We start from the raw sequence: 21,953 nt of genomic DNA on the forward strand, positions 1-21,953 counted from the left end.
GGACCCGTTGCTAGCATCGCGGGTCGCACAACGTCGTCAGGAGAGTTCACGTCATGTCCAAAGCACCCGTCAACGTCACCGTCACCGGCGCCGCGGGCCAGATCGGCTACGCGCTGCTGTTCCGGATCGCCTCGGGCCAGCTGCTCGGCACCGACACCCCGGTGAAGCTGCGCCTGCTGGAGATCCCGCAGGCCGTCAAGGCCGCCGAGGGCACGGCGATGGAGCTGGACGACTGCGCCTTCCCGCTGCTCCAGGGCATCGACATCTTCGACGACGCCACCCAGGCCTTCCAGGGGACCAACGTCGCCCTGCTGGTCGGTGCCCGCCCGCGCGGCAAGGGCATGGAGCGCGGTGACCTGCTGGAGGCCAACGGCGGCATCTTCAAGCCCCAGGGCGAGGCCATCAACGCCGGTGCCGCCGACGACGTCCGCGTCCTGGTGGTCGGCAACCCCGCCAACACCAACGCCCTCATCGCCCAGAGCCACGCCCCCGACGTCCCGGCCGAGCGCTTCACCGCGATGACCCGCCTGGACCACAACCGCGCGCTCACCCAGCTCGCCAAGAAGCTCGACGTGTCGATCAACGACATCAGGAAGCTCACGATCTGGGGCAACCACTCCGCCACCCAGTACCCCGACGTGTTCCACGCCGAGGTCAACGGCTCCAACGCGGCCAAGGCCGTCGGCGACCAGTCCTGGCTGGAGAACGACTTCATCCCGACCGTGGCCAAGCGCGGTGCCGCGATCATCGAGGCCCGGGGCGCCTCCTCGGCCGCCTCCGCCGCCAACGCCGCCATCGACCACGTCCACGACTGGGTCAACGGCACCCCCGAGGGCGACTGGACCTCCGCGGCCATCCCCTCCGACGGCTCCTACGGCGTGCCCGAGGGCATCATCTCCTCCTTCCCGGTCGTCTCCCGCGACGGCAGGTGGGAGATCGTCCAGGGCCTGGAGATCGACGACTTCTCCCGCGCCCGCATCGACGCCTCCGTCAAGGAGCTGGTCGAGGAGCGCGACACCGTCAGGCAGCTCGGCCTGGTCTGACGGGCACCGACCGCCGACGGCACACGGGCGCGTTCCGCACGGGACGCGCCCGTCGTCGTCTCCGGGTGCGGAGCGGGCGAGGTGTGCGGCCGTCCCGAGAGGGTTCGCGAAGCAGGCAGTATAGAGACCGTGAGTCTCATCGATGTGCTTCCGGCCGAACCAGAACCCGACTCCCTCTTCGAGGCGTTCGCTTTGTGGGCCGAGGAACGGGGCCTCACCCTCTACCCGCACCAGGAGGAGGCCCTCATCGAGGTCGTCTCCGGGTCCAACGTCATCCTCAACACCCCCACCGGTTCGGGTAAGAGCATGGTGGCCACGGGCGCGCTCTTCGCCGCCCTGGCCCGCGACGAGTGCGCGTTCTACACCGCTCCCATCAAGGCCCTGGTGTCGGAGAAGTTCTTCGACCTGTGCAGGATCTTCGGCACCGAGAACGTCGGCATGATGACCGGCGACGCCAGCGTCAACGCCGACGCGCCCATCGTGTGCTGCACGGCGGAGGTCCTGGCCCAGATCGCGCTGGCCGAGGGCGCGGACGCCGACATCAACACCGTCATCATGGACGAGTTCCACTTCTACGCCGAGCCCGACCGCGGATGGGCGTGGCAGGTGCCGCTCCTGGAGATGCCGCAGGCGCAGTTCGTGCTGATGTCGGCCACCCTGGGCGACGTCAGCCGCTTCGAGGAGGACCTGGAGAAGCGCACAGGACGTTCCACCGCCGTGGTCGCCTCCGCCGAGCGCCCCGTCCCCCTCTACTACGACTACCGGGTCACCGCGCTGCACGAGACGCTGGAGGAACTGCTCGGCAGCGGGAACGCGCCCGTGTACATCGTGCACTTCACCCAGGCGCAGGCCGTCGAGCGCGCGCAGTCGCTGACCAGCATCAACATGTGCACGAAGGAGGAGAAGGCGGCGATCGCCGCGGAGATCGGCAACTTCCGCTTCACCACCAGGTTCGGGCGCAACCTGTCCCGGTACGTGCGGCACGGCATCGGCGTGCACCACGCGGGCATGCTGCCCAAGTACCGGCGCCTGGTCGAACGGCTGGCGCAGGCCGGACTCCTCAAGGTCATCTGCGGGACCGACACCCTGGGCGTGGGCGTGAACGTGCCCATCCGCACGGTGCTGTTCACCGCCCTGAGCAAGTACGACGGGACGCGGGTGCGCCGCCTGCGCGCCCGTGAGTTCCACCAGATCGCCGGACGGGCCGGACGCGCCGGGTTCGACACCGTCGGCAACGTGGTGGCCCAGGCGCCCGAGCACGTCATCGAGAACGAGAAGGCGCTGGCCAAGGCCGGTGACGACACCAAGAAGCGACGCAAGGTGGTGCGCAAGAAGGCACCCGAGGGGTTCGTCGCCTGGGACGAGGCGACCTTCAACAAGCTCATCGAGGCCGAGCCCGAACCCCTGACCTCCCGGTTCAGGGTGAGCAACGCCATGCTGCTGAGCGTGATCGCCCGTCCCGGGGACTGCTTCTCGGCGATGCGGCACCTGCTCACCGAGAACCACGACGACCGCCCGACGCAGCGCCGCCACATCCACGAGGCGATCGCCATCTACCGGTCGCTGCTGGACGGCGGGATCGTGGAGGCGCTTCCCGAGCCCGACGAGCAGGGGCGCACCGCACGGCTGACCGTGGACCTCCAGGCCGACTTCGCGCTCAACCAGCCGCTGTCCACGTTCGCGCTGGCCGCGCTGGAACTGCTGGACAAGGAGTCGCCCACGTACGCGCTGGACGTGCTCAGCGTGGTGGAGTCCACCCTGGACGATCCCCGGCAGATCCTCGGCGCCCAGCTCAACAAGGCCCGGGGCGAGGCCGTCCAGCAGATGAAGATGGACGGCATCGAGTACGAGGAGCGCATGGAGCGGCTGGAGGAGGTCGACTACCCCAAGCCGCTGGAGGAGCTGCTCGGCCACGCCTACGAGGTGTACCGGCGCGGCCACCCGTGGGTGGGCGACCACCCGCTCCAGCCCAAGACGGTGGCCCGCGACATGTACGAGCGGGCGATGACCTTCACCGAGTACGTGGGTTTCTACGAGCTGGCCCGCTCGGAGGGGCTGGTACTGCGCTACCTGGCCAGTGCCTACAAGGCGCTCAACCAGACGGTGCCCGACGACGCCAAGACCGAGGAGCTGCGCGACCTCATCGAGTGGCTGGGCGAGCTGGTCCGCCAGGTGGACTCCAGTCTGCTGGACGAGTGGGAGCAGCTGACCAACCCGGAGGCGGAGGCCCCGGAGGAGGAGGGCACCGCCGAGGAGAGGGTGCGGCCCGTCACCACCAACGCGCGGGCCTTCCGGGTCCTGGTGCGCAACGAGATGTTCCGCCGCGTGGAACTGGCCGCCCGCGGCCGCTACGACGAACTGGGGAAGCTGGACGAGGGCGGGGAGTGGGACTCCGAGGCCTGGGAGGAGGCCCTGGAGGAGTACTTCGAGGAACACGACGAGATCGGGACCGGCCCGGACGCGCGCGGCCCGGCGATGCTGCTCATCGAGCAGGAGCCGGAGCTGTGGCGGGTACGGCAGATCTTCGCCGACCCGGCGGGCGACCACGACTGGGGGATCAGCGCCGAGGTGGACCTGGCCGCGTCCGACGCCGAGGGGCGCGCGGTGGTGCACGTGGTGGACGTCAACCGGCTGTGAGGCGCCTCAGGCCCGGGGACCCGCCTCCGGCTGTGGTCGCGGGGCGGGCCAGGGCCCTGCCGGGGAGTACGGCGGCGGCGGTGGCCGTGGCGTGGCCGGTTCTCGGGCACGCGGAAGCCGACCCGGGGGATGGCCCCCATATCAAGGAAACACCGCGGACACCGGGCGGCGCCACAGCCGGACGCGACCTGTGGAGAACCCGCTCAGCCCGGTGGACCGCTCAGCCCAGCAGGTGGGCGTTGACCTCGCGCACGCCCCCGGCCAGTCCGGGCCGCTCCACGACCGTCCGGCCCGCCGTGCGCAGGCGTTCGGCCCCGTCGCAGTCCACGAACAGGGCGGGCTCACGCCAGGCGAACACCACGCGCGGGATCGGCGTGTCCAGGATCAGGGCGGCGCAGGGCAGCGGTCGGGAGGACCGTGAGCTGCACGGTTCCAGCGACGAGTACAGGGTGGCCCCGTTCAGTCGGGGATCGTCGGCGTCCACCTCGCGCAGGGCCACCTCCTCCGCGTGGTCGTGGGGGTCCTCCCGGCGGGAGTAGCCCTCGCCGAGGACGGTGCCGTCGGCTGCGACCACGACGCAGCCCACCGAGAACGCGGTGTTCGAGGGCGGGCAGGAACGGGACAGCTCCACGGTGCGGCGCAGCCAGTGGGCGTCGGCCTCCCCGCCGGACGGCGGCGGACCGGCGCTCACGCGTCCCCCACAGGGCCCGGGCGGTAGCGCAGGACGGCCACGTCGCCGAGCGCCCTGGTCTCGACCAGCCGCATCGGCGCTTCGGGGGTCTGGGGGAAGGCGGCGGGCACGACGAAGCGCGGCGCGTCCTCCTCCCCCACGAGGAACGGGGCGATCGCCAGCCGGAGCTCGTCGACCAGCCCCGAGGCGAGGAAGAGGGTGTGGACGTGTCCGCCGCCCTCGACCAGCAGGCGGGAGACGCCCCGGCCGGCCAGGTCGGCCAGGACGGCCTCGGCCGTGGGAGGGTCCCCGGCGTCCACGACCTCGGCGGGCGGGTCGTCGGCGGGCCGCCCGGCCAGCGCGCGCCGGGCCGTGTCCGTGCCCGCACCCCCGGTGTAGACGACGGCGCCCGCGTCCCCGGTGGAGAAGAAGCGCGCGCCGGGGTCGAACCTCCCGCTGCGGGTGACCAGGACCTTGAGCAGGTTCTCGGTGCGTCCCTGCTCGCGTCGGCGCTCGCGCAGGAGCGGGGAGCGCACCAGCAGGCGGGGGTTGTCGGCGCGCAGGGTGCCCGCGCCGACGAGGATCGCGTCGCACTCCGCGCGGAGTTCGTCGATCTCGGCGAAGTCGGCGTCGTTGGACAGGCGCAGACGCTCCGGTCCGGCGTCGTCGATGCGTCCGTCGACCGACATGGCGCAGCTGAGGATGGTGTAGGGGCGGTCCACGCGCCGATTGTACCGAGGACGCGCGGCTCCGGGCGGGAACGGCCAATCGGGTACCGGGCGCGGGGCCGGGAGCCACGGCGCCGAACGGAGCGGGATTTCTTCGGCCGCCGTGTCGCATTCCGTGACGGGAGGGAATTGTCGCTCGATATGCGTCGAGGGGCCTTTTTCACCTGGCCACGCACGAGAACGCCCCCCGCCCCGAGCTGCCCGTGACGGCTACCCCCAGGGGCCACCACAGTCACACGGGAGCACACCCGGAACGCACGAAGCCCGCCCCCGTGGGCCTGTGACCTCGGCACCGCAGTCCCAATTCCTCGCATAATGGACATTCGGCATATAAGTCCTAGCCAACCCAGGGGCGCCCTCTCGCACACCGCACAGTACTTCCCGGACACACCCTGAGGAGGAATTTTTGACCTGTATCTGTGACTCGGTTAACAACACCGCTCATGAGGAATACAATCCAGTGATCGGTCACACTTCCCCACCTCAGACAGAGGACGGCGATGTCTCGATTCACCTCCCCCGATTTCCTGAGGCAGGCGGGGGGCAAACACCTCCGGGCCCATCCCCCGCCCGCCGTCGACCTCACCAGGCCCAGCCTGGCGCGGCTCCACTCCTTCCACCTCAAGGGCAAGGACCACTTCGAGGTGGACCGGGACCTGGCCACCCGGGCGGAACGGGCCGCACCGGGGTTCCAGGACCTCGTCCTGGGCGAGCGCGCCTTCCTCCAACGCGCCGTCCGCCACCTGGGCACCGAACTCGGCATCCGGCAGTTCGTCCAGCTCGGCGCGGGTCTGCCCGCTCCGGGAGACCCGCACGAGATCGCACACGAGAGCGATCCCGAGGCGCGCGTGGTCTACGCCACCGACGACCCGGTGGTCCTGACCCACCACCTCGCCCTGATCCGCGACCGGCGCACCACCACGTCGGTGCGGGCCTCGCTCACGGAGCCGAACAAGCTCCTGGACGACCCCGAGGTCCGGGGATTCATCGATCTGGGGCAGCCCGTGGGACTGCTGCTCACCGGCGTGGTCGCGCACACCGGCGACGATGAGGACCCGGGCGGGCACATCGCGGCCCTGCGCGACGCCCTCGCCCCCGGCAGCCACATGGTCCTCAGCCACTACTGCCGCCCCGACCCGGCCGCATTCCCCAAGGACGCGGCGCGGGCCGAGCAGCTGGAGCAGGTGTTCGACGAGCAGCTGGGATCCGGCCGCTGGCGTTCCCGGAAGACCATCGAGACCTTCTTCGAGGGCTGGCGGGTGTCCGAGCCCGGTGTGATCGAGGTCCAGCGCTGGCGCACGCTGCCCGTGGCCCCGCCCGTGCCCGGCTGCTACCAGATGCCGCAGCGCAACCGACGGCTGCTCCTCGGCGGTATCGGCGGGCTCTGACCCTCCCCCGTTCCCTCTCCCCCGCGTCGGAGCCGTTCCGGACCGGCAGCGGGCGAGGGCCGCCCACCCGGATGGGTCCGCCGGAGCCTTCCAGCGGGTCCGGGACCGCCACCACGGGTGGTGGACGTTCGACCAGGGGATCCCTTCGACACTGGACGGCCAGGCCTCCGCGCCCGGCCGCACGTTCCCCACCACGCCGCCTCCGTCGTCGCCCGGTGCGACCTCCCGGACGATCCGCCCGGTCGTCCGGTTCCCAGGCCCGGAAGGACCCGGGACACAACGACGACAGGGCCCCTCCCCTGCGGGGAGAAGCCCTGTCCACCGTGCTCCCGCGACTGGACTCGAACCAGTAACCTGCCGGTTAACAGCCGGCTGCTCTGCCGATTGAGCTACGCGGGATGGTCTGCCTCCGCTGGCTCCGGGCCGCGGCGACGCCCCCAGCCTAGCGCCTTCCGGAGGGTGCTCGCGACGTGTTTTCCCGTCACCCGCCGGGTTCCGCACGCGCCAGGAGGATGGGGACACGCGGGGCCCGCCGAACACCGTCAGCGGGCCCTCAGGCGCTCCCGCGACTGGACTCGAACCAGTAACCTGCCGGTTAACAGCCGGCTGCTCTGCCGATTGAGCTACGCGGGATGGTCTGCCTCCGCTGACCCTGGGCCGCGGCGACACATCTAGAGTAGCGCCCTCCGGGAGTGCTCGTGACCGGTGTCGGCATGTGTGCCGGGGTCCCGACGGGGTAACGTCGAGCACGGATCACGCCGATCGTCTCCAAGGGTGAAGAGGTACACCATGCGTTACCGGATCACGTTCGCCGCCGGACTCGCCATCGGTTACGTCCTGGGCACACGGGCGGGCAGGGCCCGCTACGAACAGCTCGCCCGCACCGCCCGCAAGGTGGCGGACAGCCCCGTCGTCCAGGAGGTCGCCGGACTCGTCGGCGCCCAGGTCAGCAGCGCGGGCCGCACCGTCTACGACAAGGCCGTGCACAAGGTGCCGGTCACGTCCCTGCGCGACTTCCTCGCACGGCCCACGGACGAGGAGATCGAACTCGTCGAGTGGGAGACCCACCGGTCCAACGGCACCCAGCCGCCGGGGGAGAACGGCTCTCCGGGCACCGGCGAGGACCGCTAGTGTCCCTGTTCTCCAAGGGCGTGCCCGCCGCGCTGCGCACACGGCTGGAGCGCGGCGAGCGCGTGCTCGCGCACGCGCCCGTCGCCTCCCTGCCAGGGGAGGACCGGCCCGTCCTGGCCGCCACCACACGCGCCCTGCACCTGCCCGACGGCCGCGCCGTGCCCTGGCAGGACATCGACCAGGCCAGCTGGAGCCCCGACGCCTTCACGTTCCTGGAGGAGGGCGCGGGCGAGCACACCGTCCGGCTGCGTTCGGACCCCGACACCGACGGCGTGGACTACCGCCGTCTGGCCGAGGCCGTCTCCGAGCGCGTCACCGCGTCCATCCTGGTCAACCGCTTCGTGGCCTTCCCCGAGGCGGACTCCTCCACGGGGTTCCGGCTGGTGGCGCGCCGCCCTCCGGGAGGCACCGACGTGGCCTGGCGCATCCACCTGGGCGAGGGGGTGGACCCGCGCGACCCGCGCCTGTCCGACGCCGTCTCCCGGGCCCTGGACGCCCTCCACGACCAGATGGGCGTCTGATGAGCTGACCGGACGCGTCGCCGGTGTGGCCGAAGTGCTCCGGCCCCGGACCGGTGAACCCTGACGGCTGCGGCACTTCCCGTGTCGGGCGTCCGGAGGACGAACGCCCGAACACCCCCGCTCCCCTACGGCTTCAACCCCCGCGCGAGGACCTCGGCCAGGTGCAGCGCCCTACGGCCCGCCCCCTGTTCGATCTGGGTGCGGCAGCTGTAGCCGTCGGCGAGCACCAGCGTGTCCTGGGAGGCTCCCCGCACACGGGGCAGCAGCTCGCGTTCGCCGATGGCCTCGGACACCTCGTAGTGGCCCTCGGTGAACCCGAAGTCGCCCGCCAGCCCGCAGCAGCCCGAGTCCAGCACCTCGCCGTCGATCCCCGCCCGGGAGATCAGCTCGCGGTCGGCGTCGAAGCCGATCACCGCGTGCTGGTGGCAGTGCACCTGGGCCAGGGCCGAGGCGTCGATCCGAGGCGGACGCCAGTCGGGCGCGTACTCGTTGAGGAAACCCGCCAGGGTGTGCACGGCCCCGGCCACCCGCTCGCTCCCGGGCCCCGGCAGCACCTCCACCAGGTCGTGGCGCAGAGCCGCGGTGCAGCTGGGCTCCAGGCCCACCACGGGCAGCCCCTCCTCGACCAGCGGCGCCAGGGCGCGCACCGCGCGGCGCATCACCGTACGGGCCACGTCCAGCTGCCCGGTGGACACCCACGTCAGGCCACAGCACACCTGTCCCCGGGGCAGCACCACGGTGAACCCGGCGTCCTCCAGCACCCGCACGGCCGCCGCGGGCACGTTCGGGTTGAGGTGGTTGCCGAAGGTGTCCGGCCACAGCACCACCCTCGGCCCGTCGACGCGGGCCCCGCCGCGCGCGGCACGCCGCCGGAACGCCCGGGTGAAGGTGGTTCGGGCGAACGACGGCAGGTCGCGCTGGGCGGCCACCCCCGCGACCTTCTTGGCCAGGCGCGACACCCCCGGAATCCGGGTCGCGCGGTTGGCCTCGGCCGGGGCGAGCGAGGCCAGGCGCGCCCAGAGCGGCAGCCAGCCCATCGAGTAGTGGGCGGCCGGGCGCACCCTGCCCCGGTAGTGCTGGTGCAGGAACTCGGACTTGTAGCTGGCCATGTCCACGTTGACCGGGCAGTCGCTCAGACAGCCCTTGCAGGACAGGCACAGGTCCAGGCTCTCGCGCACCTCCTCCGAGCGCCAGCCGTCGGTGATGACCTCCCCGTTGGCCATCTCGAACAGCAGGTGGGCGCGTCCGCGGGTGGAGTGCTTCTCCTCCTGGGTGACCTGGTAGCTGGGGCACATGACGCCGGGTCCGTCCTGGCGCCGGCACTTGCCGACCCCCGAACAGCGGCGCAGCGCCTTGGCGAGGTCGCCGTCGTCCTCCCGGTAGGCCAGCGTGGCCTCCGACAGCAGCGGCAGCGCCCGGGCTCCGTGGGGGGCGGCGGGCGGGCCGTCGGGGGCCACGGACGGGAGGGCGGCCACGCGGACGTCGGCGTCGAGCGGGAGCGGGTCGACGATGATGCCGGGGTTCATGAGGTTCTCGGGGTCCCAGATCCGCTTGAACTCACCGAAGGCGCGGATGAGGCCCTCCGGGTACATGCGGGCCAGGAGTTCGGAGCGCGCCTGGCCGTCGCCGTGCTCGCCCGACAGGGAACCGCCGTGTTCGACCACGAGGGCGGCGGCCTCCTCCATGAACTCCCGGTACTCGCGGCGGCCCCGCTCGGAGGTGAGCTCGAAGTCGATGCGCACGTGCAGGCAGCCGTCCCCGAAGTGGCCGTAGACCACGCCGAAGCGGCCGTGGCGGTCCATGAGCCGCTCGAAGTCGCGCAGGTAACCGCCCAGGTTCTCGGGCGGCACGGCGGCGTCCTCCCAGCCCGACCAGGCCTCGGCTCCGGTGGGCGTGCGCTGGGTGAGCCCGGCGCCCTCCTCCCGGATGCGCCAGAGCGCCTTCTGGTGGGCCGGGTCGGAGACGACGAGCGCGTCCCGGGGGCGGGAGGAACCGGTGAGCTCCGCGAGCATGCGCTCGGCCGCGTCGGCGGCGTCGGCGGGGTCCTGCCCGGCGATCTCCACCAGGAGCCAGGCGCCGCCCTCGGGCAGCGGCACGCGGGCCCCGGAGCCGAACTGGTCCAGGGCGGCGACCATGCGGTGGTTGATGCCCTCCACGGTGAGCGGCTGGTGGCCGAGGAGGTCGGGGACGGAGTCGGCGGCCGCGGGGGCGTCGGGGTAGCCGAGGACGGCCAGGGCGCGTGCGGGCGGCGACTCGACCAGGCGCACGGTGGCGCCGAGGACGAACGCGCAGGTGCCCTCGGTGCCCACGAGGGCGGCGGCGACGTTGCGTCCCTTCTCCGGAAGCAGCCGGTCGAGGGAGTACCCGGACACGCGGCGGCGGAAGTCGGGCATGGCGGTGCGCAGCTCGGCGCGGTGGGCGTCCACGAGGCGGGCGAGGGCCGCGTGGATCTCGCCCTCGCGTCCGGGGCGCCGGGCCAGTGCGCGAACCTCCTCGTCGCTGTCGTGGGAGCCGACGGTGAGCCGGGTGCCGTCGCTGAGCAGCAGGTCGAGGGAGACGATGTTGTCGGCGGTGGTGCCCCAGGCGACCGAGTGGGACCCGCAGGCGTTGTTACCGACCATGCCGCCCACGGTGCAGCGGCTGTGGGTGGAGGGGTCGGGGGCGAAGGTGAGCCCGTGTTCGGCGGCCGCCGCGCGCAGGTCGTCGAGGATGACGCCGGGTTGCACGGTGGCGGTGCGCGCCGCGGGGTCGATGCTCTCGATGGCGCGCAGGTGGCGTGAGGTGTCGATGACCACGCCGGTGCCGATGGAGTTGCCCGCGATGGAGGTGCCGCCGCCCCGGGGGACGATCGCCACGCCGTGCTCGGCGCAGGCGCGGACCGCCGCCACGCAGTCCTCGACGGTCTCGGGGACGACCACGGCGAGCGGCACACGGCGGTAGTTGGAGGCGTCGGAGGTGTAGAGGGCGAGTGTCCCCGCGTCGAAGGCGACCGTGCCCCGGACACGGCTCTCCAGGTCGCGGCGCAGGGCGGCTACGTCGGTTCGGTCTGCGGTGCTGCTGTGCGGGTCGGCCATGCTGCACAGCGTGGCGGCTGCGGCCGTGGCGCCGCAAGCGTGCCGCGCGGCCGGTTTCGGCGGACCTCGCCCACCCGCGCGGTAGCCGGGTTCCGCCGCCCCGCACGCGCGCGGTCAGCCGCCGAGGGACTCGTCCATGGCCTGGACGAGCGCGCCGTCGGGGTCCATGTCCAGGTTCCACACCATGAGCCCGCCCAGGCCCTGTTCGAGCACGTACCGGCCCTTGAGCCGGACCACGTCGGGGTTGTCGTAGGTCCACCACTCGTCGCCGTCGAGGACCCAGTAGGCGCCCGCCTCCTCGTCCAGGGAGCGGGGACCCTCGACCTCCTGGAGCTGGGAGAAGGCCATGGTCGGCCCGTCGTAGTGGTCCTCGGCGGGTCCCGCGGCGGGTTCGCCCGGTCCGGGTTCGGAGGGGTCCGCGAGCCGCCAGCCGCGTCCGAAGGCCGGGACGCCCATCACCAGCTTCTCCCGGGGCGCGCCCAGGTCCACGTAGCGCTGGACGGCCCGGGCGACGCTGTTGGTGTCCGGGGAGGTCGCGTACAGGTTCGAGTGGTAGGCGGTCTCCTCGTTCCACGGGCCGGCGAAGTCGTAGCCCTGGACGGTGGCGAAGTCCAGGTGGTCGAAGATCTCCTCGTCGTAGGCCTCGCCGTCCTCGGCCCCGCCGGGCATGGACACGGACAGGACGTAGTCCTCACCGGTCTCCTCGGACAGCGCGTCGAGCTGGCGGCGGAACTCGGCCACCAGAAGGGTGAGGTTGGCCGCGTCGTCGGGGTGCTCCACGTTGTCCGGGTGGCCTCCCGGGCCGGGCCACTCCCAGTCCAGGTCGATACCGTCGAAGATCCCGGCGGCCGCTCCCTCGCCGCCCTGCGGTTCACCGTCGAGCACCGGCAGGTCTCCGCGCAGCCACAGGTCGACGCAGGAGGACACGAACGCCTCCCTCGACTCCTGGGTGCGTGCGGCGACGGAGAAGTACGTGGACCAGTTCCAGCCGCCCAGGGACACGCTGGCCCGCAGGTGGGGGTACTTCTCCTGGAGCTGGCGCAGTTGGTTGAGGCTGCCCGCGAGTTCCTGTTCGTACTCGTCGGCCACCCCGCTGACGCTCTCGTCCGCCTCGTAGCGGCGCTGGTACAGCTCCCAGGGTTGGGCGTGGTTTCCGGGGATGTGGCACAGCCCCTCGGCGCTGATGTCGCCGAACGCCCACATCAGGCGGGTCAGGTGCTCGGGGGCGCCGCTCTCGTCCAGTTCCCCGATGGTGTAGCCGCGGTTGGCCACGTTCCAGTCGGCGAAGTACCCGATGCGCTCGGGGTTCCTTCCGCTCACGGCCACGAAGACCCCCGTGATCAGTACGACGGCGGCCACGACCGCGCCCAGGGCGAGCAGGGGGCGACGCCGGAAGGGCGTTCCGGTGCCCGGCGGAGCTGGTGTGGCATTCACCCCTCCGACGGTAGACGCCGCACGTCGCGGATGCTCGGGTTACCGGTGGATCGGCCACATGAGGCCGTCCGCTCCCCCGCGGGAACCCGTGGGGAGGCCCGCACGTTGGTGGTGGACCCCGCGCGCACCGGACCGGTGGAGCGGGTCACTCGGTCCTGATGAAGTCGCGCAGGCTTCCGGCCCGCGAGGGATGGCGGAGCTTGGCCAGGGTCTTGGCCTCGATCTGACGGATGCGCTCGCGGGTCACCCCGAACTCGCGCCCCACCTCCTCCAGGGTGCGCGGGTGGCCGTCGACCATTCCGAAGCGCAGCCGGATGACGCGCCGCTCGCGGTCGGACAGACCGCCGAGGATGGACCCCAGCTGTTCCTGGAGAAGGGTGAAGGACACCGCCTCGACCGGGAGCACCGCGTCGGAGTCCTCGATGAAGTCGCCGAAGTCGGACTCCTCGTCGCCGATGGGCGACTGCAACGACACGGGTTCCCGGGCGATGCGCTGGATCTCCAGGACGCGTTCACCGCCGAATCCGGCGGCCGAGGAAATCTCCTCCGTACTGGGTTCGCGGCCGAGTTGCTGGTGCAGTTGGTGCCGGATCCGGACGAGTTTGTTGATCGTCTCGACCATGTGCACGGGAACACGGATCGTACGCGCCTGGTCCGCGATCGCCCGCGTGATGGCCTGTCTGATCCACCATGTCGCGTAGGTGGAGAATTTGAAGCCCTTGCGGTAATCGAACTTCTCGACGGCGCGGATCAGGCCGAGGTTGCCCTCCTGTATGAGGTCGAGGAAAAGCAGACCCCGCCCCATATACCTTTTGGCGATGGACACGACGAGGCGCAGGTTGGATTCGATCAGCCGCCGCTTGGCCCTCCCGCCCTCCTCGACGAGGGCGGAGAGCTCCTCCTCGCGTACGTCCCCGGCGGGTTCGCGGTGCTGCGCGTACAGGCCGACCTCGATCGCCTTGGCCAGCTCCACCTCCTGCTCGGCGGTGAGCAGCGGAACCCGGCCGATCTCGCGCAGGTAGAGCCGGACCAGGTCGGATCCCGAGCGTCTGCCGCCGTCGGTTGCGGCACCGGCCTCCTCGGGGTCGAAGACGTCCACACCGATCCGCGCGAGGTGGGCGACCGCCTGGTCGAGGTGGCCGGGGGGCGCGTCCAGCCGCTCCAGGGCCGAGGCGACCTCGTCGCGGCTGACGGCGCCCCGGCCCGTGTCGGGGAGCAGCCGGGCCACCTGTCGAACGGACGGCGTTTCGTTGGTCACAACCGTGGAAGCCACCCCTCCATTGTGCCCTTTCGGGTACCTCGGAAGGGAGAACTATTATTGTCACCCCGGTGCTACATGCTGCCCGCCTGCTCCTCCAGGAGAGCACGTTTTTGCTGCTGGAGCGCCATGAGTTCGGTCAGGAGACGCTGTTGTTCGTCCACCTGGGAAGTTCCTTCGAGTCGGGAGAGCTCCGATCTCAGGTTTGACTCACGCCGGTTGATGGAATGAGTCCTGATTGTGCCCAGTATTTGTCGGGCGTAATGCTCGTCGAGTTCTCCATAGAACTCCAGCTGTTCGACCGCCAAACGTGTGAGGAAATCACGCTGCGTGTCATTGGGAGCGGCCTCGCGCAACCCGTTGACCCACGCGGCGGGATCGTGTGCGGCCGCCACTCCTCCCCGTTCGTTGACGAGCCGCAGGACCGCCCGGTGCTGGGGGACGGTGAAGTCCTCCTCGGTGAACGCGTCGAAGCCGACGGCCAGCCAGGGGTACTGCACGGCGATCTTGAGGGCCTGGCGCTCACGCTGCACGGAGGGGTCGCCCAGGTCGTAGGGGGCCTCCCGGGCGTCCGGGGTGGGTGCGGGCCGGGCGGGCTCCTGCGGGCGGGCGCTCCGGCGCATGTGCTGGTTGACCCGGCGCAGTACGAAGGCCTCGTCCAGGATGCCGATCCAGCGGTCGAGTTTCTGTCCGTAGTTGCGCCGCACCCCCTCGTCCCGGATGCTCGCGACGATCGGCGCCGCCGCGTCCAGGGCGGCCATCCGGCCCTCCGGGGAGGAGAGGTCGTAGCCCTCCATGACGTTGCGGATCATGAACTCGTACAGCCGGACGGCGTCCTCGACGAGGTCGACCACGGCCTGCGGTCCCTGCTGGAAGCGCAGGTCGCAGGGGTCCAGACCGTCGGACTGCACGGCGACGTAGGTCTCGGCGGTGAAGCCGTGCTCCTCGGCGAAGGCGCGCACGGCCGCCTTCTGACCCGCCTTGTCGCCGTCGAAGGTGAAGACGACCCTGCCGCCCTGGTTGGTGCGTCCGAGCAGCATCCGGCGCAGGATCTTGACGTGGTCCTCGCCGAAGGAGGTGCCGCAGGTGGCCACGGCGGTGGTCACCCCGGCGTCGTGGCAGGCCATCACGTCGGTGTAGCCCTCGACGACGACCGCCTTGCCCTCCCGGGAGATGTCCCGCTTGGCCAGGTCGAGCCCGTAGAGCAGTCGTCCCTTGTGGAAGATGGGGCTCTCGGGCGAGTTGAGGTACTTGGGTCCGTCCTCACTGGGGTCGAGCTTGCGGGCGCCGAAGCCGACCACCTCGCCGGTGACCTCGCGGATGGGCCACAGCAGCCGGTTGCGGAAGCGGTCGTAGGCGCCGCGCCGCCCCTGGGTGGCCAGGCCGCCCTCGATCAGTTCCTGGTCGGTGAACCCCCTGCGCCGCAGGTGGCCGGTGAGGTTCTCCCACCCGGCGGGGGCGTAACCGAGGCCGAAGCGCTCGGCGTGTGTCCGGTTGAACCCGCGTTCGTCCAGGAAGCGGCGGGCGGTGACCGCTCCCGGAGTCAGGAGCTGTTCGGCGTAGAACTCGGCGGCGGCCCGGTGGGCGTCGAGCAGGCGCTGGCGTTTGCCCGAGTCGTGCCTGGCGGTGCTGCGCCCACCCTCCTCGTAACGCAGGGTGATGCCTACCTGACGGGCGAGCGTCTCGACGGCCTCGGTGAAGCTGAGGCTGTCGATCCTCTGGAGGAAGGAGATCGTGTCCCCGCCCTCGGCGCAGCCGAAGCAGTACCAGAGGTTCTTGGAGGGGGTGACGTTGAAGGACGGGGACTTCTCGTCGTGGAAGGGGCACAGTCCCTTCAACGAGCCGCCTCCGGCGTTACGGAGCTGGAGGTACTCGCCGACCACGTCGGCGATGGGCGCGCGCTCGCGCACGAGTGCGATGTCTTCGTCTCTGATCCGGCCTGCCACGGTCTCCAGGGTAGTTCTCCCCACGGACCTTCCGACCGCCGTCCACAGGCCCGGTTCCGCCCCCGCTCCCCGGCGCCGCGGGACCCGCGCCGCTCCCGTACTTTCCCGACGCGCCACCACCCGGCCACCTTCTGGCCGGCTCCGTGCCGACGGGATCTGGAACCCTGGGGCCTCCACTGGACGGTTCCCGAGGAGGATCGGCGAGGTGCGTGGACTTCCCCCCAGGTCCGACCGTGGCGCGTTCTGGTTCGTGGTGGCCGCGTCGGCCCTCGCGGTGGTCCTGGCGGTGGCGCTCGGTTTCGTCGTCGTCAACCGCCTGACCGGCCACGGCCTGGTGCTGGCGGAGGGCGTGGTCGGCTCGGAGAAGGTCGCCCTGTTCGACGACGAGCGGGTCGGGGAACGGTTCGCCGAGCTCGGGTACGAGGTGCGGGTGCGCCCCCGGGGCTCCCGGCTGATGGCGGAGGACGTCGACGGCGCCGACTTCGTCTCCCCCGGTTCGGGTCCGGCCTCGGAGCACGTGCGGGAGCTACACGGGATCTCCACCGAGTACCGGCCCTTCAGCACACCGATGGTCCTGCTCGGCTACCAGCCGATGGTGGACGCGCTGGAGNGTCGGCGTCGCCGAACGCGCCGAGGACGGTACGTGGTCCTTCGACCTGGCCGCCTACCTGGAGCTGACGGAGGAGCGCACCCGCTGGCGTGATCTGCCCGGGGACGCGGTCAGCTCCAGCAACCGCAACGAGGTGCTGGTGCGCACCACCGACCCGCGTACCTCCAACTCGGCCGCGATGCACGCGGCGGCCCTGTCCTACCTGCTCAACGGCGAGAGGGTGCTCACGCCCGGAGACGTCGACGAGGAGCTCACCGCGACGCTGTCGCGCCTGTTCCTCGCCCAGGGGCAGCCGCCCGAGTCCTCCCAGCAGCCGTTCGACCAGTTCCGCGACCTGGGGGCTGGGCACACGCCGCTGTTGTGGGCCTACGAGGCGCAGTACGTGGACGCGATGGTCAACGGGTCCGCGCTCGACGACGACGTGGTGCTGCTCTACCCGGGGCCGACCGTGTACGCGGTGCACACCGTCGTGCCGTTCACCGAGGAGGGTGACGAGATCGGGCGGCTGCTCACCGAGGACCCGGTGCTCCAGGAGCTCGCCGCGGCGCACGGGTTCCGTGGCGAGGGCGGATCCCACTTCGACGACCTGGTAGCCGAACACGGACTTCCGGTGCGCGTCCGGGTCCGCGACGTGGTGAACACGCCCGCCTACGCGGTCCTGGAAACGCTGTTGACGGAGATCGGGGACGCCTACACCAGCAACGGGATGCGCCCGCCCGCCCCGGAGGAGGCGGTGGGCGGCGGCTCCATGGGCGAGGAGTAGTCGGTGCGCACGCGGGACGAGGGACACGGAGGCGGGACGAAGGTGGCGGCTGGAACGGGACGCGGGAGGATCCGCGGCGTGTACGCGGCGGTACTCGTGGTGGCCTTGGTGGCGGCGGGCTGTGTCGTCCTCAGGATGGGCCCCGACGTGACGCTGCGGGTCCTGGCGGGGAGCGAGATCGCCGACCTGGAGCCCCTGTTGGAGGAGGTCGAGGAGCGCACCGGGGTGGCGGTGGAACTGGAGTACACGGGCACCCTGGACGGCATGGCCCGGATCGCCTCGGGCGACCGCGAGGGCGAGGGCGGGGAGTACGACGCGGTGTGGTTCGCCTCCAACCGCTACCTCGGCCTGGACGAGGGGGGCCGGTCGGCGGTGCACGTACGGACGTCGATCATGGTCTCTCCCGTGGTGCTGGGTGTGCGCGCCGACCGCGCGCGGGAGCTGGGATGGACCGATGGGGCGGAGGTGACCTGGACCGACGTGCACCGGGCGGTGGCGGAGGAGGGCTTCACTTACGGGATGACCAATCCGGGCGCCTCCAACTCGGGTTTCTCGGCGCTGATCGGGGTGGCCTCGGCGATGGCCGACACCGGCGCGGCGCTGCGCTCGGAGGACGTGGAGCAGGTGGGGCCGGAGCTGGCGGAGTTCTTCTCCGGGCAGGAGATGACGGCGGGGTCGTCGGGGTGGCTGGCGGACGCCTTCGTACGGCGCGCGGAACGGAGCAGGCCTGTGGACGGACTGATCAACTACGAGTCGGTGATCCTGTCCCTGAACGCCTCCGACTCCCTGAACGAGCCCCTCACGGTCGTGTACCCGTCCGACGGCGTGGTGACCGCCGACTATCCGCTGACGCTCCTGTCGGATCCCTCCGAGGAGGCGCTGGAGGGCTATGGACTTCTGGTGGAGGACCTGACCTCGACGCGGACACAGCAGCGGATCGCCGACCAGACGTGGCGGCGCCCGGTCACGGCCGGGGCCGAGTTGTCCCCGCCGGTGCCCTCCCTGGTGGAGCTGCCGTTCCCGACGAGCCGTGAGGTCGTGGACGGCCTGGTGGGTGACTACGCGGCCTCCCTGCGCCGCCCGGCGCGCACGGTGTACGTGCTGGACGTGTCGGGGTCGATGGAGGGCGAGCGGCTCGACGAGCTCCAGGCGGCCCTGGGCGCGCTGACCGGGGCGAGCGGCGGTTCGCTGGCCAGCAGCACGCAGTCCTTCCAGGAACGGGAGGAGGTGACGCTGCTGCCGTTCGCCACCGAGCCGGCCTCCCCTTTGACCTTCGTCGTGGAGGCGGGGGTGGTGGACGAGGTCAACGCGGAGCTGTCCGAGGCGGTGGCCGGGCTGGAGGCCGGGGGTGACACGGCCGCCTACGACGCCCTGGTGCGGGCGTACGAGCTGCTGGAGGAGGGGTACGCGGGGCCCGAGGACGAGCGCCTGATGTCCGTGGTGCTGATGACCGACGGCGAGGTGAACCGGGGCACGACCCTGGACGAGTTCGGGGTGTCACTGTCCGGGCGGCCGGACGCGGTGGAGACGGTGCCGGTGTTCACCGTGCTGTTCGGTGAGTCGGACGTGCCGGAGATGACCGAGCTGGCGGAACTGACGGGTGGTCAGGTGTTCGACGCCCGCGAGCAGGATCTGGAGCAGGTCTTCCGGGAGATCCGGGGTTACCAGTGACACGAACCCGCCCAGCGCCCGCCCGCCACGGCCACCGGTCCGTGAACACGTCGGCGGGGTTCCACGGGGTAGGGGTTCGCCATGAGCGACAAGAAGCAGACCGCGGGGGACACTGCCCGCTCGGAGGAGGAACCGAATCCCGAGCCGATGACCGGGGGCGTGGACACGGCCGACCTCGAGAACGCCGCCGAACTGGCTTTGACGGCTTTCTGCTGGTGGCGCGCCGAGATCCCGCGGGAGGTGTGCGAGACCTACTGGCGCGACGTGCACGGGATCATGTTCGCCCGTGTTCCGGGACTGTGGCAGTATCGGCAGCTGCGCCTGGCGGCCAACCGTCCCGATCTCTGGCCGACGGTCCGGGGCGTCTCGTTCGACGCGCCGGTCGCGGCCCAGCCCCAGGGCATGCCGCACGGGCTCTTCCTGTCCGAGGCCGACCTGGCCGCGTTCGGTGGCAATCCGTTGGCGAGGGAGACCATCCCCAACGACGCGCACAACTTCCTCGGCCGCATCGGCGCCCAGCTGTCGCCTCCCGGAGGACGCACGCTCGTCGACCGCGTCAACGACCCCGCCATGCAGGGCCGTCCCCCCGTGCCGACCTTCGTGCTCTGCTTCGTTCCGGGAGCCGGAGTCGTGTCGGCTGACGCGTTCCATCACTATCTGACCGAGCACGTCGCACGTCTGTGGAGTGAGCATCCGGACGTCATGCGTCTGCGCGTTGAGCCGCTCCCCCCATACGAGCGGTCGGCGATGGGCTCGCCTGGTGTGGAGCGCCAATGGCCCAACGACGAGACCTATCTCGGCTGGATCGAGCTGGCGGTGCGCGCCGAGGGCGTGGTCGGCGATCTCCTGTCGGGCGTGGCCACCGACGAACTCGCCGAACAGGTCGGGGCCATCCACACCTATCCGGTTCGTGAGGTCTACACGATCATCTCCGCGGGAAGGCCGACCGAGGTCGGCCTGCGCGGCTACCCGGCGGTGCGGACGATCATCGACGCGGGCGTGGACGACCAGCGGGACGAGGCCGTCCTGGAGCTCCTCTTCGGCGACGCCGTGTACGGGCTGGACCAGCCCGGGTGGCGAACCTGAGAGCTCGTCTCAGGGGTCGTCGCTGTGCTTGGCCAGGTGCTCGTAGCAGATGAGGGTGCAGGCGACGGAGCGCTCGACCTTTCTTCGGGCCGGCGGCAGCAGGGGTTGGACGCTCTCCCAGAGCCCGCCGGGCAACACATCGCTCACGGCACGTGATCATTCCAGGATCAGAGCCACCTCGCAGAGCTTTCGAGACGAACTCTGAGATGTGTACATAAATCCAGAAAGGATGACACTGGCAAGGATTGCCCAGTCACATCACAAAAATAGCCGTCATACAGCTACACCCCACCCGATGCACCTGAGATCTTTTTGCATCCGACGGCAATTTCGCCGGCATGACTGCGCTCCCTGCCCTCCCCGCCAGCAAGTCCATCTTTTTCTGCCCCAACTTTTTTCAGAACTGAACCAAAAGCCTCATTCGCCGACAGCGTGCAGACAAGTATCCTTTCACGCTTCCCCTTCCTGTCCACCAGCCTGCCATCACTTAGCACACCCACGGGACGCATGCCGCCCCACTCAATAAACGCGCGCATCTTAGATGTCGTTGTAAATATCCAATGCGGCTCACCCTGCACCCCCTCCTGGGATCGAGTATTATTCTTGTTTACTATCGCAACAGCGGCACCCAGTATCTGCAGCACAGCCCTCCTTTGCGCGTCGCCGCCCTCCACCTCGTTACTTATCATTCGCGTCACGTCCCAGAGATCACCTCGCCGAGCAATCTCCTCCAGCCCCAACTCGTTACTTCTTAGGTCAAGATCCTCCAGCATCACAGGATTATCCTGAACCATCTCTCTGCTGAGTGAATCCTTCACGCTAAGGACACGAGTCAGGCGAGCACCCGCCACAAGCCCCCCTTCACCCGGCTCTTCTGCTCTCGCAGTGGGCCCTCCCTCTTTGCATACAAGAACATGGTAGGTCAAAGAGTTCGGAAGATCATAGCGATCACGGTCTGCAGAAGCTCCATCAGGGCTGTTTTCCCGCAGATCACCTTCAGTCAACCAGCCCTCTTTGAGTACAAAGTACGTGCGCAGATCACCCCATCGCTGCATAAGCTCTGAGCCTTGCCCACCATTTGACGAATATACCTTGATGGCAAGATCGTCATCAGTTACAGCTTTTTTGACTCGACACCCCCCGACATCCCCCCGTCGCCCCTCTTTTTCTTCGGATTGAACAGGATTTCGAGACATTCAAAACCTCTCCGCGGCCATTATTTCATGCAGTATAACCATTTCCACGCAAGCAAATGACCATATAACATGCACGCCGACATGACAATGCAAAAAGCATGGAGAGCAACGTGGTTGCACCATACCAAAGCACGGGGTGAAGATATCACAAGATTGCGCCCGAGGATGGAAAACATGGTTTTCCGAGTGATGCCGAAGAGCTTCGACAGCTCGTGGGCGGTTGTTCCGCATTCGTACGCGACGGCCAGGCCTTGGATCCGTTCTGGTTTGTTCCGCTTCGCGGTTCCTGGCTTCCTCCGGCTCGGCTGCCGTGCCTTGGCGGGGTTGTGGGCACAGGCGGCTCATGGAGGAGCGTCTGCTTGGCGCCCGGGGTTGTAGTTACGTTGCCTGGCCAGTACGGCAGTCGCATTTCGTTGTGTACTAGGTTTTGATTGTGGTGGATGATGTCTCGACACGAGGAGCTTCGGTATGGCGGGCAGGACCAACTGCCTCCAACGAGGATCCTGCAGTCATCTTCTGCCAAAGATCAATGGCGTGCGTCAGGCCAGAACGGATGTCGTAGACAACGACACCGCGCTCAGGAATGAGGGGCTTACCCTTCCAATCGCCTGGTTGGGCTCCTACCGCAGACCGAACGTGCGCTGGGAGCGCACGGCCTCCACCTTCCTGGCCATGCTCGGCACCGCCTGCACCCTCATCTGCTACAAGCACCTGGCCAAGCACAGCGACGACTTCTGAGACGAGCTCTCAGGCGGTGCAGGTGCGTGATGTGGACCAGTTTCCGGATGAGGACGCCT

Annotated in this window: 17 protein-coding genes and 2 tRNA genes; 9 read left to right on the forward strand and 10 right to left on the reverse strand. The window is 70.0% G+C overall.

Annotation, left to right across the window (positions count from 1 at the left end):
- Nucleotides 1-53: 53 nt before the first annotated feature.
- Both D455_RS0117855 and D455_RS0117860 read left to right on the forward strand, forming a co-directional pair.
- Nucleotides 54-1,043 (forward strand): malate dehydrogenase, encoded by a 990-nt coding sequence (locus D455_RS0117855; protein WP_017572075.1) that lies wholly within the window; start codon nucleotides 54-56, stop codon nucleotides 1,041-1,043.
- A gap of 144 nt (nucleotides 1,044-1,187) precedes the next feature.
- Nucleotides 1,188-3,680: a DEAD/DEAH box helicase gene (locus D455_RS0117860; protein WP_017572076.1), complete on the forward strand. Its 2,493-nt coding sequence runs from the start codon at nucleotides 1,188-1,190 to the stop codon at nucleotides 3,678-3,680.
- A gap of 220 nt (nucleotides 3,681-3,900) precedes the next feature.
- Here D455_RS0117860 and D455_RS0117865 read toward each other — a convergent pair whose 3' ends face one another.
- On the reverse strand, nucleotides 3,901-4,371 hold the full coding sequence (locus D455_RS0117865; protein WP_017572077.1) for a deaminase: 471 nt from the start codon (nucleotides 4,369-4,371) through the stop codon (nucleotides 3,901-3,903).
- Nucleotides 4,368-5,072, reverse strand: a complete 705-nt coding sequence (locus D455_RS0117870; RefSeq protein ID WP_017572078.1) for a RibD family protein — start codon at nucleotides 5,070-5,072, stop codon at nucleotides 4,368-4,370. Before D455_RS0117870 ends, D455_RS0117865 begins: the two co-directional genes overlap by 4 nt.
- Nucleotides 5,073-5,578: 506 nt before the next feature.
- Between D455_RS0117870 and D455_RS0117875 the strand changes: the two genes are divergently transcribed.
- Complete coding sequence (locus tag D455_RS0117875) at nucleotides 5,579-6,466, forward strand: SAM-dependent methyltransferase (RefSeq protein WP_017572079.1); 888 nt, start codon at nucleotides 5,579-5,581, stop codon at nucleotides 6,464-6,466.
- 326 nt (nucleotides 6,467-6,792) lie between these two features.
- Here D455_RS0117875 and D455_RS0117880 read toward each other — a convergent pair.
- Nucleotides 6,793-6,865 (reverse strand) — tRNA-Asn (locus D455_RS0117880).
- Between the two features lie 161 nt (nucleotides 6,866-7,026).
- A tRNA-Asn gene (locus D455_RS0117885) sits at nucleotides 7,027-7,099 on the reverse strand.
- A 156-nt stretch (nucleotides 7,100-7,255) separates the two neighbouring features.
- Between D455_RS0117885 and D455_RS0117890 the strand changes: the two genes are divergently transcribed.
- Nucleotides 7,256-7,597: a hypothetical protein gene (locus tag D455_RS0117890; protein ID WP_017572080.1), complete on the forward strand. Its 342-nt coding sequence runs from the start codon at nucleotides 7,256-7,258 to the stop codon at nucleotides 7,595-7,597.
- Nucleotides 7,597-8,118 carry a hypothetical protein gene (locus D455_RS0117895; RefSeq protein WP_017572081.1) on the forward strand — a complete coding sequence of 174 codons (522 nt, stop codon included), beginning with the start codon at nucleotides 7,597-7,599 and terminating at the stop codon, nucleotides 8,116-8,118. The genes D455_RS0117890 and D455_RS0117895 overlap by 1 nt, the downstream gene beginning before the upstream one ends.
- A gap of 125 nt (nucleotides 8,119-8,243) precedes the next feature.
- On the opposite strand, the gene D455_RS0117900 is transcribed toward D455_RS0117895, so the two are convergent.
- The 4 genes from D455_RS0117900 to dnaG form a co-directional block, all read right to left on the reverse strand.
- Nucleotides 8,244-11,192, reverse strand: coding sequence for an FAD-binding and (Fe-S)-binding domain-containing protein (locus D455_RS0117900; protein WP_017572082.1), 2,949 nt, complete (start codon nucleotides 11,190-11,192; stop codon nucleotides 8,244-8,246).
- A gap of 114 nt (nucleotides 11,193-11,306) precedes the next feature.
- Nucleotides 11,307-12,626, reverse strand: coding sequence for a glycoside hydrolase family 18 protein (locus D455_RS0117905; RefSeq protein WP_017572083.1), 1,320 nt, complete (start codon nucleotides 12,624-12,626; stop codon nucleotides 11,307-11,309).
- Nucleotides 12,627-12,771: 145 nt separating this feature from the next.
- Nucleotides 12,772-13,854: an RNA polymerase sigma factor RpoD gene (gene rpoD / locus D455_RS0117910; protein ID WP_026122734.1), complete on the reverse strand. Its 1,083-nt coding sequence runs from the start codon at nucleotides 13,852-13,854 to the stop codon at nucleotides 12,772-12,774.
- A 104-nt stretch (nucleotides 13,855-13,958) separates the two neighbouring features.
- Nucleotides 13,959-15,830, reverse strand: a complete 1,872-nt coding sequence (gene dnaG / locus D455_RS0117915) for a DNA primase (RefSeq protein WP_017572085.1) — start codon at nucleotides 15,828-15,830, stop codon at nucleotides 13,959-13,961.
- Between the two features lie 749 nt (nucleotides 15,831-16,579).
- Here dnaG and D455_RS35465 point away from each other — a divergent pair.
- The 3 genes from D455_RS35465 to D455_RS0117930 all read left to right on the forward strand — a co-directional run bounded on the left by D455_RS35465 (nucleotide 16,580) and on the right by D455_RS0117930 (nucleotide 19,960).
- Nucleotides 16,580-17,203: a hypothetical protein gene (locus tag D455_RS35465; protein WP_241480271.1), complete on the forward strand. Its 624-nt coding sequence runs from the start codon at nucleotides 16,580-16,582 to the stop codon at nucleotides 17,201-17,203.
- Nucleotides 17,204-17,281: 78 nt separating this feature from the next.
- On the forward strand, nucleotides 17,282-18,874 hold the full coding sequence (locus D455_RS0117925; protein WP_017572086.1) for a substrate-binding domain-containing protein: 1,593 nt from the start codon (nucleotides 17,282-17,284) through the stop codon (nucleotides 18,872-18,874).
- 81 nt (nucleotides 18,875-18,955) lie between these two features.
- Entirely contained in the window at nucleotides 18,956-19,960 is a 1,005-nt protein-coding gene (locus D455_RS0117930; protein WP_017572087.1) for a hypothetical protein, read from the forward strand.
- Between the two features lie 9 nt (nucleotides 19,961-19,969).
- Here D455_RS0117930 and D455_RS34220 read toward each other — a convergent pair whose 3' ends face one another.
- On the reverse strand, nucleotides 19,970-20,107 hold the full coding sequence (locus tag D455_RS34220; RefSeq protein WP_017572088.1) for a hypothetical protein: 138 nt from the start codon (nucleotides 20,105-20,107) through the stop codon (nucleotides 19,970-19,972).
- Nucleotides 20,108-20,241: 134 nt separating this feature from the next.
- Nucleotides 20,242-20,778 carry a hypothetical protein gene (locus D455_RS33855; RefSeq protein WP_152487093.1) on the reverse strand — a complete coding sequence of 179 codons (537 nt, stop codon included), beginning with the start codon at nucleotides 20,776-20,778 and terminating at the stop codon, nucleotides 20,242-20,244.
- Nucleotides 20,779-21,690: 912 nt separating this feature from the next.
- Between D455_RS33855 and D455_RS34225 the strand changes: the two genes are divergently transcribed.
- A complete protein-coding gene (locus tag D455_RS34225) occupies nucleotides 21,691-21,894 on the forward strand; it encodes a hypothetical protein (protein ID WP_160167853.1) in 204 nt (67 codons plus the stop codon).
- The last annotated feature ends 59 nt before the right edge of the window (nucleotides 21,895-21,953 follow it).

The sequence above is a fragment of the Nocardiopsis halotolerans DSM 44410 genome (assembly GCF_000341065.1).
GTDB classification, from domain to species: Bacteria; Actinomycetota; Actinomycetes; order Streptosporangiales; family Streptosporangiaceae; genus Nocardiopsis; species Nocardiopsis halotolerans.

Coding starts and splice junctions, on each gene's coding strand:
- D455_RS0117855 (WP_017572075.1), top strand. CDS start 54: ATGTCCAAAGCACCCGTCAACGTCACCGTCACCGGCGCCGCGGGCCAG.
- D455_RS0117890 (WP_017572080.1), top strand. CDS start 7,256: ATGCGTTACCGGATCACGTTCGCCGCCGGACTCGCCATCGGTTACGTC.
- D455_RS0117930 (WP_017572087.1), top strand. CDS start 18,956: ATGAGCGACAAGAAGCAGACCGCGGGGGACACTGCCCGCTCGGAGGAG.
- D455_RS0117900 (WP_017572082.1), bottom strand. CDS start 11,192: ATGGCCGACCCGCACAGCAGCACCGCAGACCGAACCGACGTAGCCGCC.
- D455_RS0117875 (WP_017572079.1), top strand. CDS start 5,579: ATGTCTCGATTCACCTCCCCCGATTTCCTGAGGCAGGCGGGGGGCAAA.